Annotated in this window: 9 protein-coding genes; 2 read left to right on the top strand and 7 right to left on the bottom strand. The window is 63.9% G+C overall.

What is annotated here, in order from left to right:
* Window positions 1–334 precede the first annotated feature (334 nt).
* The gene (locus tag ACZRMO_RS18170; protein ID WP_463973723.1) at window positions 335–6,604 is read right to left on the bottom strand and encodes an amino acid adenylation domain-containing protein; all 6,270 of its coding nucleotides are present in this window, start codon (window positions 6,602–6,604) and stop codon (window positions 335–337) included.
* A gap of 444 nt (window positions 6,605–7,048) precedes the next feature.
* Here ACZRMO_RS18170 and ACZRMO_RS18165 point away from each other — a divergent pair, with 444 nt between their 5' ends.
* Together ACZRMO_RS18165 and ACZRMO_RS18160 are read left to right on the top strand one after the other, a co-directional pair.
* A complete protein-coding gene (locus tag ACZRMO_RS18165; protein ID WP_463973722.1) occupies window positions 7,049–7,825 on the top strand; it encodes a helix-turn-helix transcriptional regulator in 777 nt (258 codons plus the stop codon).
* Window positions 7,825–9,228, top strand: coding sequence for an efflux transporter outer membrane subunit (locus tag ACZRMO_RS18160; RefSeq protein ID WP_463973721.1), 1,404 nt, complete (start codon window positions 7,825–7,827; stop codon window positions 9,226–9,228). Before ACZRMO_RS18165 ends, ACZRMO_RS18160 begins: the two co-directional genes overlap by 1 nt.
* Before the next feature lie 125 nt (window positions 9,229–9,353).
* Here ACZRMO_RS18160 and ACZRMO_RS18155 read toward each other — a convergent pair whose 3' ends face one another.
* The 6 genes from ACZRMO_RS18155 to ACZRMO_RS18130 form a co-directional block, all read right to left on the bottom strand.
* On the bottom strand, window positions 9,354–10,286 hold the full coding sequence (locus ACZRMO_RS18155) for a flavin-nucleotide-binding protein (RefSeq protein WP_463973720.1): 933 nt from the start codon (window positions 10,284–10,286) through the stop codon (window positions 9,354–9,356).
* Between the two features lie 79 nt (window positions 10,287–10,365).
* Window positions 10,366–11,250 (bottom strand): LysR family transcriptional regulator, encoded by an 885-nt coding sequence (locus ACZRMO_RS18150; RefSeq protein WP_463973719.1) that lies wholly within the window; start codon window positions 11,248–11,250, stop codon window positions 10,366–10,368.
* Entirely contained in the window at window positions 11,250–12,158 is a 909-nt protein-coding gene (locus ACZRMO_RS18145; protein ID WP_463973718.1) for a LysR family transcriptional regulator, read from the bottom strand. Before ACZRMO_RS18145 ends, ACZRMO_RS18150 begins: the two co-directional genes overlap by 1 nt.
* Before the next feature lie 127 nt (window positions 12,159–12,285).
* On the bottom strand, window positions 12,286–12,906 hold the full coding sequence (locus tag ACZRMO_RS18140) for a glutathione S-transferase family protein (RefSeq protein ID WP_463973717.1): 621 nt from the start codon (window positions 12,904–12,906) through the stop codon (window positions 12,286–12,288).
* Between the two features lie 716 nt (window positions 12,907–13,622).
* Window positions 13,623–14,414 carry an ABC transporter permease gene (locus ACZRMO_RS18135; protein WP_124528612.1) on the bottom strand — a complete coding sequence of 264 codons (792 nt, stop codon included), beginning with the start codon at window positions 14,412–14,414 and terminating at the stop codon, window positions 13,623–13,625.
* Window positions 14,411–15,094 (bottom strand): ABC transporter ATP-binding protein, encoded by a 684-nt coding sequence (locus ACZRMO_RS18130; RefSeq protein ID WP_463973716.1) that lies wholly within the window; start codon window positions 15,092–15,094, stop codon window positions 14,411–14,413. The genes ACZRMO_RS18135 and ACZRMO_RS18130 overlap by 4 nt, the downstream gene beginning before the upstream one ends.
* Window positions 15,095–15,168: the final 74 nt, after the last annotated feature.

Below are 15,168 nucleotides of genomic sequence, written 5' to 3'. Positions count from 1 at the left end.
GGGCATGGTCAGATCCTCGCGAAATCGACCCTGCCAGTTAAAAACTGTTACCTATGTGCGTGAACTGATTTGTAACCCATGTGGGTGAGTCATACCGGCAAGAGCGTTTTGCTTACTTTTGCGCTCTTCAAAAGTGAGCCGCCGTAAGGGCGGAACCATAAGCCGCCGTTACCCAAAAAACGGATATGTACACCGATAGACCGCTATCGCAGGCAAGCCAGCTCCCACATTAGAACGGTGTACATCCGATAAGACTTGGCCGCCTGCCACATAGCCTTCGCGAGCAAGCCCGCTCCCACACAAGCCAGCCCTCATAGTCAACGGCGGTCAGGTTTCAAATCCGGCGACGGCGATTGAGTGCGGGGATAGCGGTTTCAGCAACAGCCATTTGCTGAACCTGCGCCACCGTACACGCCGCCAACTGCGCCAACGTCGGCTGACTAAACAACGTCCGCGCATCCACCTCCAACCCAGCCTTGCGCATCCGCGCCACCACATTCACCGCCAGCAACGAATGCCCGCCCAGTTCAAAAAAGTGGTCATACCGCCCCACCCTTTCCAACTTCAACACCTCGGCCCAGATCCCGGCCATCACCGTTTCAACCTCCCCAACCGGCGCCACATACGCACGGCTGAGCACCGACGCCAGACCCGGCTCCGGCAGCGCCTTGCGATCAAGCTTGCCAGCCGGATTCAGCGGCAAGGCGTCAAGCTGCACAAACGCCGCCGGCACCATGTACTCCGGCAGCTGCTCCAGCACATGGGCACGCAACACCTCGGGGCTCGGCGCCTCGGCACGCAGGGTGAAATACGCCACCAACCGCTCATCACGAATCAGCACCGCCACCTCGCGCAACGCCGGATGCGCCGCCAGGCACGCTTCGATTTCCCCCAGTTCCAGGCGCACGCCGCGCAGCTTGACCTGGAAGTCGTTGCGCCCAAGGAAGTGCAGGTCGCCATCCGGCAAATACCGCACCAGATCGCCGGTGCGATACAGGCGATCACCGGCCACAAACGGACTGTCGATAAACCGCTCGGCGGTCATCTGCGCCAGCCCCAGGTAGCCGCGCGCCACGCCGACCCCGCCGATATGCAAGTGGCCGCTGACGCCCATCGGTACCGGCGCGTCGTGTTCGTCGAGCACATACAGGCGGGTATTGCTGATCGGCCGACCAATCGGCAATTGCAGCGCGGGCACGTTGGCGCCCGGTTCAAGGGTCCAGGCGCTGCTGTCCACCGTGGCTTCCGTGGGGCCATAGACGTTGTGCAAGCGCACCTGCGGCAGACGCGCTTGCACGCCACGGGCCAGGGCCTCGGTGAGTTCGCCGCCGCCACACAGCACATCGGTCAGGCTACTGCACAACGCCGACTCTTCCAGTTCAAGGAACTGCTGCAACATCGCCGGCACGAATTTGATCACGCTGATGTGTTCATCACGAATCACCTGCGCCAGGTACCCCGGTTCGCGATGCCCATCGGGCCGCGCCAGCACCAGGCGCATGCCATTCGCCAGCGGCCAGAACAGCTCCCACACCGAGCCATCGAAGCTGAACGGGGCACGTTGCAACAGCGCGCCACCTTCGGCATTCGGGCACAGCTGCGAGCCCCAGTGCATCAGGTTGGTCAGGCCGCGGTGTTCGATCATCACGCCCTTGGGCGTGCCGGTAGAGCCCGAGGTGTACATCACGTAAGCCAGGCTGGCGGGGGTCAAACCCGGCACCCGTGGGTTGCCGGCAGGTGCCTGCTGCCAGGTGCAGCGGTCGAAGTCGAACACCGGGATCGCCACGTCACCCGGCAAGCCACGGGTGGCGCCATGCACCAACAACGCCACCGGCTGGCTGTCTTGGAGCATGTAGGCCAGGCGTTCGCGCGGGTAGCTCGGGTCCAGCGGCACATAGGCGCCACCCGCTTTGAGAATGGCCAGCAACCCCACCACCAGGTCGAGCCCGCGCTCGACGCACAACGCCACCCGCGAATCCGGTTGCACCCCGCGTTCACGCAGGCAATACGCGAGCTGGTTGGCGCGCTCGTTGAGTTCACGGTAGGTCAGTTGCAACGTGCCGGCCTGCACCGCCACCGCATGGGGGATATGCCGCGCGTGGGCCTCAAACAGCGCTTGCACCGTCTGGGTTGCGTCGTAGTCGGTGGCCGTCGCATTGAGGTCCACCAACTGCCTGTGCAGTTCGCTGGCGGGCAACACCGGCACATCGCGTAATGGCCTTTGCGGGTCGTGTTCGAGGGCGTCTGCCAAGCCGTTGAGCGCCGTGTCGAGGTAGCCCAGCAAACACACGGCACCGACCTGGCGCGGCGCCTTGGCCTTGAGGCGAAAACCGCTGGCAACGTCGTCCACGGTCATCATCAGCGGATAACTGAGGATGTCTTCACTGCTGAGCAAGGCGATGCCCGGCACCAGGTCCGATGCAGTGTCTGCGGCGGTATGCCGATAGTTGAGCAGGCTGTTGAACAGCGGCGCCACCTGGCTGCAACGCTGGGCCAGGGCAAGGGAGGCTTGTTCATGGACCAGCAGCGCGCTCAGTTGGCGATGGGTGTCGTGCACCGCCTCGACCACGCTTTGCCCGGCCAGGCACAAGCGCAACGGCAAGGTGTTGATGAACATGCCGAGGGCCCGATCCGCGCCCTCGCCCGCCTGCAAGCGACCGAGCAGCACGCTGCCGAACACCACATCATCACGACCGGCCACGCGGCTGAGCACCTGGGCCCAGGCCAGGTGGAACAGGCTTGCGGCGCTCACGCCCAACGCCCGTGCCTGCGTGCGCAAGCGCTGGTTGAGGTGCTCGCCCAGCGCCTGTTCGGCGGCTTCGGTGTCGGCAGGCTGCGCCCGATGTTCCTGTAGACCGAAGGCCAGGGTCGGCTCGTCCACGTCGGCCAAACGCTCACGAAAGAACGCTTCGTGCGCCGCCTGGCGCACGGGCAGGCGTGCCTGCGCGACCACATTGCGATACGGCACCGGCGCGGGCAATCGCGCCTGTTCACCGCGCAGATGGGCACGTATTTCATCCAGCAGAATCGTGGTCGACGTGGCGTCGTTCACCAAGTGATGGAAGCGCAGCCGGGCAACCCAGCGCTGCTGCTCCGGCTCCTCGCGATAGTCCAGGGCCAGCAGCGGCGCCTGGCGCAAATCCAGCGGCGCACAGGCTTCGTGCAGCGGCTCGACCCGCAGCGTCGCCTCGCGCCACACCACCTGCATCGGCTGCTCAAGGGCGTCCCACACCAGGCTGGTGCGCAGGATGTCGTGGCGGTCGATCACCTGTTGCAGCGCCTGGGCAAATGCATCCAACTGTGCGCGGCTGGCAAAGCTGAACAGCGCTTGTTGCTGATACGGATCGTGCTCATCGGTGATGTGGTGGTAGAGCAACCCTTCCTGCAACGGCGCCAGCGGGTAGATCTCCTGCACATTCGCCGCACCACCGGGGATGCCGGCGACGATGCGATCCAGGCTGGCCTGATCCAGCGTGGCCAGGGCCAGCAGATCCGGGGTGAGGACGGCGCAATCGGCCGGCACGCGGTTGGCCGGCACGTCGCTGTCGCGGCCCTCGCTCACCGCCGCCAGGGCCGCCAGCGTCGGCTGGCCGAACAACACCTGCACATCGGCACGCAGGCCGGCCTGGCGCATGCGTTGCACCAGTTGCACCGCCAGCAGCGAATGGCCGCCCAGCTCAAAGAAATGATCGTGGCGCCCCACTTGCTCGACCTGCAACAGCTCGGCCCACAGCTGTGCCAAGGTGGTTTCCACACCCTCGTGCGGAGCCTCGAACACACGCGTCACGAAGGCGTCCGGGGTCGGCGCAGGTAATGCTTTGCGGTCGAGTTTGCCGTTGGCCGTCAGTGGCAACGCCGCCAGCCGGGTGTAGGCCACGGGCAGCATATAGTCGGGCAACGAGGCTTGCAGATGGCTGCGCAATGCTTCGATTGCCAGCGGCTCACGCTCGATAAACCAGGCCAGCAGTTGCCCTTCGCGACACAGCACCACCGCGTCGGCAATCTGCGAGTGAGCGGCCAGCGCCGCTTCGATCTCGCCCAGTTCGATACGCACGCCACGGATCTTCACCTGGTCGTCGTTGCGGCCGAGGTATTCCAGATTGCCGTCGGGCAGCCAGCGCGCCAGGTCGCCGGTGCGGTACATCCGCCCGCCCGTGTTGGGGTCATCGACGAAGCGCTGCGCCGTCAGGTCCGGCCGGTTGAAGTAACCACGGGCCACGCCCTTGCCGCCGACGTACAACTCCCCCGTGACGCCAATGGGCACCGCACGCAGGTGGGCATCCAGCAGGTAAACGCAGGCATTCGCCACCGGCGCGCCGATGTGCAAGGGCAAGCCCACCTCGACGCAGCCGGAGGTGGCGACCACCGTGGCTTCGGTCGGCCCGTAGTTGTTGATCACGGCAAAGGTCTGCGCCTGGGGGAACGCACGCAGGCGGTCGCCGCCAATCAGCAAAGTACGCAAGGTCGGGTGGCCCAGGCCCTGGCTGAAAGCGTATTCGGCCACCGGCGTTGGCAAGAAACACACGTCCAGCGGTTGCGCCCGCCACCAGTGCAACAGCGCGTCGATATCCTCGGCGCCGTCATGAGCCGGCGGCAAGTGCAAGGTGGCACCCACGCACAGCGCCGGCCAGATCTCCCAGGCCATCGCATCAAAGCCAAAGCCGGCGACACTCGCCGTATGGCTGCCGGCCTGCAGGTCGAACGCATCGCAGTGCCAGTCCACCAGGTTGCAGACGCTGTGGTGCTCGACCATCACCCCTTTGGGCAAACCGGTGGAACCGGAAGTGTAAATCACATAGGCCAGGTGCGCAGGGCTCACCGCGACACGGGGCGGCTGGCTTGACGACACCGACGCCTGGCCCAGCACGATCACGGGCACCGCCAGCGTGGGCAGGCGATGCAGCAGCTCGGGCTGGGCCAGGACCAGCGCCGGCGCGCTGTCGTGCAGCAAATAATGCAAGCGCTCGGCGGGGTGGGCCGGGTCCACCGGCACGTAGCAGGCGCCGGCCTTGAGAATCGCCAACAACCCCACCAACGTGTCGAGGCCGCGCCGGGCGAGAATCACCACCCGATCATCCGGCTGCACACCCTGGGCCAGCAGTTGATGGGCCAAGCCATTGGCCTGCTGGTCGAGCGCGGCGTAGGTCAGGGCTTGCCCCTGATACCGCGCCGCAATGGCCTGCGGCGTGCGCGCGACCTGCGCCGCGATACGCTCGTGCAAGGTACGCGGTTCAACCATCGGCTGCGCCGTGGCATTCCACTGCTGCAACTGGGCCTGTTCGGCCGGCGTCACCAGCGCCAGTTCGCCGACCGGCACCGTGCTGTCATCGAGCCCCTGCTCCAGCAGCCAGATCAAGCGCTGCGCCAGCGCCTGCACCTCGTCGTGCTGGAAATACCCTTCGTTGTACACGCAATGCAGGCTCGCACTGCCCTGCTGGCGGTTGCTGCGCAGGTGGATGGCCAACGGCAGCGACTCATGCTGGTTGGACACCTTGACCGCCCGGGCCTGGACGTCGCCGTAACGCAGGTCGTGGGCGTCCTGTTCGAACGACAGCGACACCTCGAACAACTGCTCGCGCCCGCTGCGGCGCAGGCCCAGCTCGCGGTTCATCTCACTCAAGGGAAAGCGCTGGTGGCGGAAATCCTGCTGGAGCTGGTCGCGCACGCCACGCACCAATTCACCAAAGGGCAGTTGCGCATCGAACTGCAAACGCACCGCACTGACCTGGGCAAACAGTCCGACCGTGGCGCGAAAGCGGGCGTTGGCGCGGTTGAGAATCGGCAACCCCACCACCCATTCCTCACGCTGGCTGATACGGGTGAAATACACGTGCATCGCCGCCAGCAGTACATGAAACGCCGACGCCTGGTAACCCTTGGCAAGCTGCTCCATGCGTTCGAGCAAGGCCAGCGGAAACGCCTGCACCCAGGTGTTGCTTGGCGCCTTGGCAGTGTGGCGCGGGGTGAACAGCGGCTCCGGCAAGGTCTGGTACTTGTCTAGCCAATAGGTGCGGTCACGGGCATAGCGGGACGACTGCCGATAGCTCAGGTCGGCATCGATAAAGTCGCGATAGGACGGCGCTTGCTGCGCCAGCGGCCGCCCCTGCTCCAGGGCGCTGTACAGGCCGGCGAGGGATTGCAGCATCTGGCCAAAGCCCCAGCCATCCAGGATCAAGTGGTGGGCCTGGGTGCCGAGACGGTAGTGCTGGCTGCCAAGCTTGACCAGGAAGAAGCGGAACAACGGCTCGCTCTCCAGGGCATAGGGTCGGGCCATCTGCGCCTGCATCAAGGCCTGGAACGCGGCAAGTGGATCAGGCTGCGCCGACACGTCATGCAGAGCCACCTCGGCCGCCATCTCGGCCACAAAGGTTTGCTGGGGCAAGCCATCAGCGTCGCCGTGCAACTGGCTGCGCAGCGCATCGTGGGTGGCCACCAGCTGCGCGATCGCTTGCTCGATCAGCGCCGGCACCACCGCGCCGGCAAAGTCCACGTAGCCGCCGATGTTGTACAGCGGCGAGTCGACCTGGCGCAGTTGGTCGAGCCAGATGTCCTGTTGGGCGGCGGTGAGGGGGAAGCGGGTCGGCAGGCAGGGTAAAGGCTGCATAAGATCCTTCTCATGGGTGTCAGGCACTGGCCGCGCAGGAGGGCCCACTACGGCGAAATTGCCGGATTTGAGCATGGGGCCCGGGGCCTGTCTGTCACCCTAAACCCGGACATTCAAATGGATGGAATTGGGTTTGGCTGATGACCCACTGCTGAAACGATTAAATGGCTGTAGGACATTGGCTATGACTGGCCGATGTCGATTGGCTGTAAGCTGCCAAAACGAAAATAATTTATTCGATAAATCATATGCTTAAGTGACATTCAAAATTATTTTTCTGTTTTCTTAGGCGGAAAATGCTGTCAGAAACGTCGAATTAATGACGTTATTTTTATGGCAGCTTGTGTCACGTATTTCTGCTACATACGTAGGACAAATCACCTGACTGAATAGGATTTCACGGGTTGATTGCTGACGATTTTGGACATCAAGGATGAGATGGCTATGAGCTTGACGCAGAATATTGGCACCACGGACAACCCGCATTTCTACGCCGATATGGGTGAGCTGATTGCAAACAGTGGCCATGAGGGTTTCGCCGCCAACCTGTTGCAGCTGGTCGACAAATGGGTACCGATCCACTTGGTGGACCTCAGCGAATGGACCCTCGATGACACCCGCGACAGCGTGCTCGACATCACCTTGCTCGGCAGCGCGGGGCTCAAGCAGGCGTTGTCGGCCCCCCAGACCCTGCACCCGCTCAACACCCATCCGCTGCTGCACGACATGTTGCGCATGCAAGACCCGCTGCTGATCCAGATGAAAGCCAAGGCCGGCAGCTCACACCAGTGCAACCTGGTGTCGCGCCAGGCCAACCGGCGGTGTGTGATTTCGTTGTACCGCCCGCCCACCCAGCGCGGTTTTTCCCTGGCCGAGTTGTCGTTTCTCAAGTGCCTCTCGCAGACCCTGTTGCCGCTGATGGAGCGCCATGCACACAGCCTGCGCCAAGCGCCCCACAGCGAGGTCGAAGCGCCGCATAACCTGCTGGAACAGTCGCAATTGCAGCGCGAGTTCTACAAGCGTCTGGCGCTGAGCGATATCACCTTATCAGCGCGGGAGCAGGAAGTGTGCCTGGGCCTGTTGACCGGCGGCACCGTGCCGCAAATGGCGGAAAAACTCAGCGTGAAAAACAGCTCGGTGGAGACCTACCTCAAGCGCGCCGCCGCCAAGCTGGGCGTCAGTGGCCGGCACGGGCTGGCGAAATGGATGGTGGGCGCCTGATGCGCACACTCACGCTCACCCTCGCCTGCCTGCTCGGCGGTTGCTCGCTGATCCCGCAGTACCAGCGGCCCGCCGCGCCGGTCCCGGCGCACTACCCCCAAGGCGGGGTGTACACCGCGGCGGTCACCACGGACTGGCAACCGCTGTTCCATGATCCGGCGCTGCAACAGCTGATTGCCGATGCATTGCACAACAACCGCGACCTGCGGGTGGCGGCGTTGAATGTCGAAGCGTTCCAGGCGCAGTACCGCATCCAGCGTGCCGACCTGTTCCCGGCTGTGTCCGCCAGCGCGGTGGGCAAACGGCAAAAACTGCCCGGGGACGTGACCGGCACCGGCCAGTCTGCGATCACGTCGAGCTATTCCGCCACCTTGGGCCTTAGCGCCTACGAGCTGGATTTTTTCGGCCGCGTGCGCAGCCTCAGCGAACAGGCGATGCTGACCTACCTGGGCACCGAACAGGCGCGACGCAGCGCGCAATTGAGCCTGGTGGCCAACGTCGCCAATGCCTACCTGACCTGGCGGGCCGATCAGGAGCTACTGGCATTGGCTCAGCAAACCCTGGCCGCCGACGATCACAGCCTGCGCCTGACCCAGCGCAGCAAAAGCGCCGGCAAAGCCTCGGCACTGGAAGTGGTACAGGCGCGCACCAGCGTCGAAAGCACCCGCGCCAGCGTCGCCCGCTATCAACGTCAGGTGGCCCAGGACCTCAACAACCTGACCTTGCTGGTGGGCACGGCGGTGGATGCCAACCTGCCCGCCCGCCCGCTGACCACCGACCTGGTGGCGGCGGTGCCGGCCGGGCTGCCCTCGGACCTGTTGCAACGACGCCCGGACATCCTCCAGGCCGAATACCAACTGCAAGCCGCCAACGCGAATATCGGCGCCGCCCGTGCCGCGTTTTTCCCCTCGGTGACCCTCACCGCCAACACAGGCAGCGCCAGCACTGAGCTGTCGGGGCTGTTCAAGGGCGGCTCTGGCACCTGGACCTTCCAGCCGCAGATCAACCTGCCGATCTTCAACGCCGGCAGCCTGCGCGCCAGCCTCGACTACGCCAAACTGCAAAAAGACATCAGCGTGGCGCAGTATGAAAAGTCCATCCAGAACGCCTTCCAGGAAGTCGCCGACGGCCTCGCCGCCCGCCAGACCTACACCGACCAACTCGCGGCACAACGGGATTTTGTCGCGGCCAACCAGGTGTATTACGACTTGGCGCAACACCGCTACCGCAGCGGGGTGGACAGCAACCTCACGTTCCTCGATGCCCAGCGTTCGTTGTTCAGTTCGCAGCAGGCGTTGATTGTCGATCAGCTTGCGCAGTTGGTGGCGCAAGTGCGTTTGTATACAGCGCTGGGCGGTTCATGGGGCGCCGATCAACAACTGGGGCAAGGCCCGCACACATGATCGTTCCCACGCTCTGCGTGGGCATGCCGCCGGTGACGCTCTGCGTCACACCTTCAGGAACGGACGCAGAGCGTCCGGGGATGCATTCCCACGCAGAGCGTGGGAACGATCAAGGCCGAAACACTCTACCAACGCCCGGTCGCCAGACTGAACGGCGAAAACTGCGCAAACTGCCAACGCAACGCCAACGCCGCCGGGCGCCGCACCACCTGTTCCACCGTCACCGTCCACAGCCGCTGCGCGCCCTCGAACTCGGCCACCCGCGGCCCGCTGAGAATCAGCGCCGTACGCCCGGCCACCTGCAACACATCCCCCGACTCAAAATCGATAAACAACAAACCCGCCACCGGATTGAGCTGCAGATTGCCCAGGGTGTTGAAAAACAGGTTGCCGGCAAAGTCGGGAATGGTCAGCACATTGCCCTCGACCCGCACAAAACCGCTATTGCCACCACGATGGGAGACATCCACCGAGCGTTCGCCGTCGGTGTCCACATAGCTGGCGACAAAGAACGTATCGGCGTTGCGGATCAGCGTTTGCGCCGTTTCATCCAAGCTCTCGGAACGCTCGACCTGCGTACCGGGTTTACGCGCAATCCCGTCCACCGGCCGCAGTTGGATGTACTTGGGGCAGTTGCCAAACGTGTGCTCCACCTGCACCGAGAACCCCTCATGATCAAGGGCAGCGACCCGGCCGTTCATGCGGTTGCGCCGCCGGGTGTTGAGGTCGATCCCCAGCACGCCCACCGCAGCGCCATCACGCAAGCCTGCGCGGGCGGGGTCGCTCATGGAGGGCTGGCTGTCGACCTGCAACGTCTGCGGGTCAGGCGAGTGGGCAAACCCCGGCGCGCCTTCCACCAGCGTGGCCCAGGGAATGCCCTGCTCATCCACCACACCGAGCAGCAGGTAGGGCAACAGCGGATAGAAGTCGCGATGCTGCTCGGGCAAGTGATCGCGGATCACTTTCGGCCCGACCACCGCCATACGCTCGGCCACGCCCACTGCGGCTTGCAGCTGCCGCTCGCCGGCATGCCAGGGAGATTGTTCGATCAGGTTCATGGCGACCACCTCAGGTTGTAGGCCCCCATGCTGCGCCCTGCCCCGCACCGAGAGAATCACCACGCCCGGCAATCCACTATTACGCCAGCTGAAATGCCGGATGGGCACGCAGTGCCGCAACACAGTGCTCGACAAAGCTGCGCACGCGCATCGGGGCATTGCGGCCTTCGCGGTACACCACATGAATCGGCAGCGGTGGCCGTTCGTACGCCTGCAATACTCGGCGCAGTTGCCCGCTGAGCAGAGGCTCATGCACCGGGTAACTCAGGCAACGCACCAGCCCTGCGCCGTGCACCGCCGCGTTGATCGCGCCTTGCACGGTGGTGCAGCCCAAGCCCGCGCGGGCCTTGAAGGGATAGCCGTGGAAATCCCAATCCACCTGTTCGGCCTGGGCGATCAGGCGATGGCGCTGGAGATCCTTTGGATGCAGGGGTTCGCCGTGGGCCGCGAGGTAGCCAGGGCTTGCACAGAGAATCTGCCGCACCTGCCCCACGGGCCGTGCGATCAGTGACGAACTGGGCAGCTCGCCGACGAGGATCGCCACGTCCAGGCCCTCTTCGTGCAGGTTCGGATAATAGTCGTGGTAGTGCGCGTCGAGACGCACCTCGGGATAGCGGTCCAGGTAGCTGGCCAACACGGGCGCCATCACATAACCGCTGAACAGCAACGGCAAGAACACCCGCAGATTGCCCTGGGCCTGCACATGCAAGCCCTTGGCCGAGGTTTCGGCGGCGTCCACCGCCGCCAGCAGGCGCAGGCAGTCGGCCAGGTAGGCGCGGCCCACTTCGGTGAGACTCACGCCCCGCGTGCTGCGCTCAAGCAATGGCACCCGCAGGCGCGCTTCCAGGCGGGCGACCGCGCGTATCAGGGTCGGGCCCGACACCTGAGCCGCACGCGCCGCCGCAGCCAGGCTCGGCTGCCCGGCCAGTGCGGCAAACCGTTGCATGTCGCGAAAGTGCTCCATCAGCCGCGCCGCTTCAGGGCCGTATCCTGGCCCAGACGAGCGCTGAGGAAATCGACAAAACTGTGGACCTTCGCCGGCACGCGCGCGCTCTTCTGGAACACCACCTGGATCGGCAGCGGCGGCGGTTCAAAGCCTGCGAGGACGATCTCCAACTCCCCCGCCGCCACCGCTGCCGCCACTTGATACGACAGCACCCGCGTCACGCCCCAGCCCTGGCGCGCGAGGTTGATCGCGGCGTTATTGGCCGAGACCACCAGGCGCGGTTCGATGTGCACGTTAAGCGGCTGGCCGTCGTCGACAAAGGCCCATTCATTCACACGTTGGCTGGCGGAGGTGGTGGCGATCTTCGCCTCACGCAATTGCGACGGGTGCTCGGGACGCCCGTGCTGGTCGAGATAACCCGGCGATGCACACACCACCCGCCGCACCTCGCCGACCTTGATCGCCTGCTGCCCGGGCTCGTGCAGGTGGCCGATACGCACGGCTACATCGACGCCTTCGTCATGCAGGTTGACCACGCGATCCACCAGCAAGGCATTGATCGTCACCAACGGAAAACGGTCGAGGAATTCCCCCAATGCCGGCGCCACATACAGCTCGCCAAACAGCACCGGCGCGGTCACCGTCAAGTGCCCGCAGGGGATCGAATAGCTGCCCGCTGCCGCCTCTTCGGCTTCATCCAGTTCGGCGAGGATGCGCCGGCAGTCTTCCAGATAACCCTGGCCGGCTTCGGTCAGGTGCAGGCTGCGGGTGGTGCGCGCCAACAATTGGGTGCCGATGCGTTGCTCCATGGCGGCGATGGCCCGCGTCACACTGGGTGGCGAAGTGTTCAAGCGGCGCGCAGCGGCGGCAAAACCGGCCTCCTCGGCCACCGCGAGGAACACCTGCATTTCATGGAATCGGTCCATCGTCACTCCTTCAGTCGATTACTCACCTGTGGCGAGGGAGCTTGCTCCCGCTGGAGTGCGCAGCGCTCCCAGGATTTTTGGGGCCGCTACGCAGCCCAGCGGGAGCAAGCTCCCTCGCCACAGGGGATTACTTCACTTCAGTGCGCGGCATGCCGACAAACCCCGGCAACGCCTCGATACTGGCCAGCCAGGCACGCACTTGAGGGTAGTCGGCCAGCGACACATTACCTTCCGGCGCATGGGCGATGTAGGTGTAAAAGGCAATATCGGCGATGCTCGGCTGCTCACTGGCGAGGAAGCGGCTTTGACTCAGTTGCTGTTCCACCAACTGCAGCAAACCATGGGCTCGGCTGATGGCGTTGACGGTATCGACCTCGGCACCAAACACCACCGCCAGGCGCGCAGACGCCGGCCCCACATGCAACTGACCCGCCGCCGCCGACAGCCAACGCTGCACACGGGCCTGCCCTACCGGGTCACTGGGCAGCCATTGGCCGTTGCCGTATTTACTAGCGAGGTAGACCAGGATCGCATTGGAATCGGCCAACACAATGCCGTTGTCATCGATCGCCGGGACTTGGCCAAAGCTGTTGATCGAGGCGAGAAAATCCGCCGACTTGTGCGCGCCTTGCGCGAGGTCCACCAGGATAAATTCCGTGGGCAAGCCCAGCAGGGACAGCATCAGCTCCACCCGATGGGAGTGGCCGGACAGCGGAAAACCGTAGAGTTTGATCGCAGCTTGGGACATGACAGGCTCCAGAATAAGGTTATCGACGCCGGCCATGGTCCACCGCTGCCGTGATCGCTGGAATCACCAGGATTCACAATCCAGCATTTCATCAGGTGAAACAATCACGATAAAGCACCTGACAAAACCCGAAGCTCTGGCTCTGGCTTTGGCTCTGGCTCTGGCTCTGGCTCTGGCTTTTCAGCTTTTGATCTTGACCTTAGGCGCCCCGTTAACCACGCTGGCCGAACGCAGGCTTGAATCCGTGGGTAACCCGGCAGGACGCCGGGTTAGCCGTCCTGGGCCAAGGATGGCCCATGACGGCGGCCCACGGATTCAAGCCTGCGTTCGGGCACACCGAGCCTAGGCGAGGTGCCGAGTGGTGGGGCGAAGCGTTTTTGGTTACTTTTGGCGCTCTTCCAAAAGTGACCCGCCGTAAGGGCGGAACCAATATCAGCCGTTACCCAAATAACGGATATGTACTCCGATCAAAGACATCCAATGCCTGACACATAGCCATCGCAGGCAAGCCAGCTCCCACATTAGGCCGGCGTACACCCGATAAGACTTGGTCGCATGATAGGTAGCCTTCGCGAGCAAGCCCGCTCCCACACTTGAACCGGTTTACACCCGGTAAAACTCGCTCGACTGCCAGGCCGCCACGGGAGCAAGCTCCCTCGCCACAGGTCCAGCAGCAATGTTCAAAGTTGTGTAGCGAGCCAGGTCCCACAGGGATATCAGCGCTCTTCGAGACGCTCGCGCAAAAACCTGTGCCCCACCGAAAACAACCGCCGATACGTCAACAACACCGCCCCCACCGTACCCAACGCCGACGCCGCGGCTATCAAGAACATAATCACGATCTGATACCGCACCGCATCCACCGGGCTTTCCCCCGCCAGCACCTGGCCGGTCATCATGCCGGGCAGGCTGACGATGCCGACCACCGTCATCTGGTTCAACGTCGGGATCATCCCCGCGCGCACCGCCTGGCGAATGGCGTCCTGCGCCGCCTCCCAGCGTGAGCCGCCGAGGGCGAGGATCATTTCGATGGTATTGCGCCCGGAGGTCAGTTCCTGGGTCATGCGTTCTATGCCCAGCGACACGCCGGTCAGGGTGTTGCCCAGGATCATCCCGAGGATCGGAATCGCATACTGCGGCTCGTACCACGGGTGGATGCGAATTACCGCAAACAGCCCCACCGCCGTCACCAGCCACGAGCTGCCCCACACCGACAGAATGCTGTCGACCCGCTGCCCCTTGTACGTGCGCCGCCCGCGTCCGGCGGCGGAGATGCCGGCGATCAGGGTCATGGCGCACATCAACGGCAGCACCACGTACCAGTAGGCAAACTCGAACACCCAACCCAGCAGGTAACCAATGGCCAACAGTTGCACCACGGTGCGCACCGCCGCCCACAGCAATTGGCGGCCGAGGCCCAGGCGCAAGAGCAGCGACAGTGCGCCGTTGATCAGAATCAGCGAGGCGGCGATGCCCAGGTCGAGGGCGGTGAGGTTCTGGTAATTCATGGCTGGGCTACCCCGCTCAACACGCCGGCACTCATGTGCAGGTGGAGGTTGCTCATGCGCTGGGCCTGGTCGAGGTCGTGGGACACCCAAATGCAGGCACGGGATTTATCGCCGGCGAACCAGGCATCGATCAGTGCTTCCACTTCGCGGGATGACGTGGGGTCGAGGGCGGCGGTAGGCTCGTCCAGCAGCAGGACTTCGGGGTTCAGTTGCAAGGTGCGGATCAGCGAAACCACCTGGGATTCACCGCCAGACAAATCCGCAGCATTTTTTGCCAGGAAGTCCGGCGCCTTGCCTGCATGCCCCAGCAATGTGGTGACGGCTGCAAGGTCGAAGCTGCGTTTATGCGAGGTCTTGAGGCTGAACGGGAAACGCAGGTTGTCTTCCACCGTGCCTTCGAGCAACGCCGGGCGCTGGGCCAGATAGCTGATATGGCAACGGTAATGGGGAATCTCGGCGTTGCCGATCGGCTGGCCGTTCCACAGGACTTGCCCAGAGGTGGGCGCATCCAGCAGGGCCAGGGCGCGCAAAAAGACACTTTTGCCAGAGCCGGAGGAACCGGTGATGGACACACGGTCGCCGGCGTTCAAGGTGAAATCGGTGGGCTGGAGCAAGGGCACTTGGCGGCGCTCGTCCATGCGCGTGAGGGCGCGGGTTTCAATCAGCGGGGTGTCAGTCATGAACTCGATACTCGGTGAGCGGCTTGCAATCAACTATTTCACTGCCTATATTCCCCGCCTGGCGCCTTCTACGC

Source organism: Pseudomonas sp. B611 (assembly GCF_055407965.1).
This window is presented reverse-complemented; position numbering and strand designations above follow the sequence as displayed.

Bases quoted from the DNA above. Each gene is read 5' to 3' on its own strand.
- ACZRMO_RS18170 (WP_463973723.1), bottom strand. From the start codon at position 6,604: ATGCAGCCTTTACCCTGCCTGCCGACCCGCTTCCCCCTCACCGCCGCC.
- ACZRMO_RS18165 (WP_463973722.1), top strand. From the start codon at position 7,049: ATGAGCTTGACGCAGAATATTGGCACCACGGACAACCCGCATTTCTAC.
- ACZRMO_RS18160 (WP_463973721.1), top strand. From the start codon at position 7,825: ATGCGCACACTCACGCTCACCCTCGCCTGCCTGCTCGGCGGTTGCTCG.
- ACZRMO_RS18155 (WP_463973720.1), bottom strand. From the start codon at position 10,286: ATGAACCTGATCGAACAATCTCCCTGGCATGCCGGCGAGCGGCAGCTG.
- ACZRMO_RS18150 (WP_463973719.1), bottom strand. From the start codon at position 11,250: ATGGAGCACTTTCGCGACATGCAACGGTTTGCCGCACTGGCCGGGCAG.
- ACZRMO_RS18145 (WP_463973718.1), bottom strand. From the start codon at position 12,158: ATGGACCGATTCCATGAAATGCAGGTGTTCCTCGCGGTGGCCGAGGAG.
- ACZRMO_RS18140 (WP_463973717.1), bottom strand. From the start codon at position 12,906: ATGTCCCAAGCTGCGATCAAACTCTACGGTTTTCCGCTGTCCGGCCAC.
- ACZRMO_RS18135 (WP_124528612.1), bottom strand. From the start codon at position 14,414: ATGAATTACCAGAACCTCACCGCCCTCGACCTGGGCATCGCCGCCTCG.
- ACZRMO_RS18130 (WP_463973716.1), bottom strand. From the start codon at position 15,094: ATGACTGACACCCCGCTGATTGAAACCCGCGCCCTCACGCGCATGGAC.